Raw genomic sequence first — 2,825 nt, 5'->3', positions numbered from 1 at the left:
CGCATCGAAAACGTCGTGAAGAAATTCGGCGACAGCACCGCCGTCGACAACGTGAACCTGACGATCGCGAAGAACGAGCTGTTCGCGCTGCTCGGCAGCTCGGGCTGCGGCAAGTCGACGTTGCTGCGCATGCTCGCCGGGCTCGAGACGGCCACCTCCGGCAAGATCTTCGTCGACGGCGAGGACCTCGCGTCGCTGCCGCCGTACCGTCGCCCGGTGAACATGATGTTCCAGTCGTACGCGCTGTTCCCGCACATGACGGTCGAATCGAACGTCGCGTTCGGCCTGAAGCAGGAAGGCACGCCGAAGCACGAGATCAAGGAGCGCGTGGCCGATGCGCTCGCGCTCGTGCAGATGAGCAAGTACGCGCAGCGCAAGCCGCACCAGCTCTCCGGCGGCCAGCAGCAACGCGTCGCGCTGGCCCGCTCGCTGGTCAAGCGCCCGAAGCTGTTGCTGCTCGACGAGCCGATGTCCGCGCTCGACAAGAAGATCCGCCAGAAGACCCAGCTCGAACTCGTGAACATCATCGAGAAGGTCGACGTGACCTGCGTGATGGTCACGCACGACCAGGAAGAGGCGATGACGATGGCCAGCCGCCTCGCGGTGATGAGCGAAGGCAAGATCGTGCAGATCGGCGCGCCGGGCGAAGTGTACGAGTTTCCGAACAGCCGCTTCTCGGCCGAATTCATCGGCTCGACCAACCTGTTCGAAGGGCGCGTGGTCGAGGACGAGCCCGATCACATCTTCGTTGAAAGCGACGACCTCGAAGCCCGCATGTACGTGAGCCACGGCATCACCGGCCCGCTCGGGATGCCGGTCGGCATCTCGGTGCGCCCGGAACGCATTCACGTGTCGCGCGAGAAGCCGGGCTCGAAACACAACTGGGCGCGCGGCGTCGTGACCGACATCGCGTACATGGGCAGCTACTCGCTGTACCACGTGCGCCTGCCGAGCGGCAAGACGGTGGTGTCGAACCTGTCGAGCTCGCACCTGATGAACGACAACGCACCGGCGTGGAACGACGACGTGTTCGTGTCGTGGTCGCCGGCCAGCGGCGTCGTGCTGACGCAGTGAGGACGCCACGATGAGAACCTCCGCCTCCAATCCGTCCGCGCCGGTGCCGACCGGCGCCGCGAGCACTGGTGCCGCCCGCGCCCGCCCGGGCCGCCTTGCCGCGCTGTCGCGCTTCCTGCCGTCGGGCCGCAGCGTCGCGATCGGCGTGCCGTTCGTGTGGCTGGCCGTGTTCTTCGCGCTGCCGTTCGTGCTGGTGCTGAAGATCAGCTTCGCCGACCAGGTGATGGGCATTCCGCCGTACACGTCGCTCGTCGAGATCAAGGACGGCATCGTGCACTTCGCGCTGCAGCTGTCGCACTACGCGTTCCTGCTGCAGGACGACCTGTATATCGCGACCTACCTCAGCTCGCTGAAGATGGCCGCTGTCTCGACGGTGCTGTGCCTGCTGATCGGTTACCCGATGGCGTACTACATCGCGCGCTCGGAACCGAACCGCCGCAACGTGCTGATGATGGCCGTGATGCTGCCGTTCTGGACGTCGTTCCTGATCCGCGTGTACGCATGGATCGGCATCCTGAAGGACGACGGCCTCCTGAACCACACGCTGATCGCGCTCGGCATCATCCACACGCCGCTGCGGCTCTATCACAGCGACGCGGGCGTCTACATCGGGATGGTCTATTCGTACCTGCCGTTCATGGTGATGCCGCTGTACGCGCACCTCGTGAAGATGGACCTCACGTTGCTCGAAGCCGCGTACGACCTCGGCGCCAAGCCGTGGGTCGCGTTCACGCGCATCACGCTGCCGCTGTCGAAGAACGGGATCATCGCCGGCAGCCTGCTGGTGTTCATCCCGGCGGTGGGCGAGTACGTGATTCCGGAGCTGCTCGGCGGCGCCGACACGCTGATGATCGGCCGCGTGATGTGGGATGAATTCTTCAACAACATGGACTGGCCGATGGCGTCCGCGGTGACGGTCGCGATGGTGTTGCTGCTGCTGGTGCCGATGGCGCTGTTCCAGTACTACCAGGTCAAGGAACTGGAGGACGCGAAATGATCAAGCCGAGCAAACCGCTGTCGACGGGCGTCCTCGCCTTCGGCTTCCTGTTCCTGTACATCCCGATCATCAGCCTGGTCGTGTACTCGTTCAACGAGTCGAAGCTGGTGACGGTGTGGTCGGGCTTCTCGCTGAAGTGGTACTCGGCGCTGCTGGACGACGACGAGCTGCTGAGCGCCGCGTGGCTGTCGCTGAAGATCGGCTTGCTGACGGCCACCGCATCGGTCGTGATCGGCACGTGGGCGGGCTTCGTGCTCGCGCGCTTCGGCCGCTTCAAGGGCTTCACGCTCTATACGGGGATGATCAACGCGCCGCTGGTGATCCCGGAAGTGATCCAGGGCATCTCGCTGCTGTTGCTGTTCGTTGCGCTGGAGCAGATGTTCGGCTGGCCGAAGGGGCGCGGGATGGTGACGATCTGGATCGGTCACGTGATGCTGTGCGTGTCGTACGTGGCGATCATCGTGCAGTCGCGCGTGAAGGAGATGAACAAGTCGCTGGAAGAGGCCGCGCTGGATCTCGGCGCGACGCCGCTGAAGGTGTTCTTCGTGGTGACGCTGCCGCTGATCTCGCAGGCGCTGCTGTCGGGTTGGCTGCTGTCGTTCACGCTGTCGATCGACGACCTGGTGCTGTCGGCGTTCCTGTCCGGGCCGGGCTCGACGACGCTGCCGCTGGTGGTGTTCTCGCGCGTGCGGCTGGGGCTGAACCCGGAGATGAACGCGCTGGCGACGCTGTTCATCACGGCGGTGACGATCGG

The 2,825-nt window shown here is 64.8% G+C and carries 3 protein-coding genes; all 3 read left to right on the top strand.

The window, feature by feature from the left end; translation table 11 throughout:
* Positions 1–1,074, top strand: a 1,074-nt coding sequence (locus CFB43_RS37395; protein WP_089499093.1) for an ABC transporter ATP-binding protein, incomplete at its 5' end; no start/stop codon positions are given.
* 10 nt (positions 1,075–1,084) lie between these two features.
* Positions 1,085–2,071 (top strand): ABC transporter permease subunit, encoded by a 987-nt coding sequence (locus tag CFB43_RS37390; protein WP_089495778.1) that lies wholly within the window; start codon positions 1,085–1,087, stop codon positions 2,069–2,071.
* A partial coding sequence (locus tag CFB43_RS37385) for an ABC transporter permease subunit (RefSeq protein WP_089499092.1) occupies positions 2,068–2,825 on the top strand: 758 nt, incomplete at its 3' end. The genes CFB43_RS37390 and CFB43_RS37385, both read left to right, overlap by 4 nt.

Source organism: Burkholderia sp. AU15512, assembly GCF_002223325.1.
Taxonomy (GTDB): domain Bacteria; phylum Pseudomonadota; class Gammaproteobacteria; order Burkholderiales; family Burkholderiaceae; genus Burkholderia.
The sequence above is the reverse complement of the archived record's forward strand: the minus strand, read 5'-3'. Positions and strand labels throughout refer to the sequence as shown.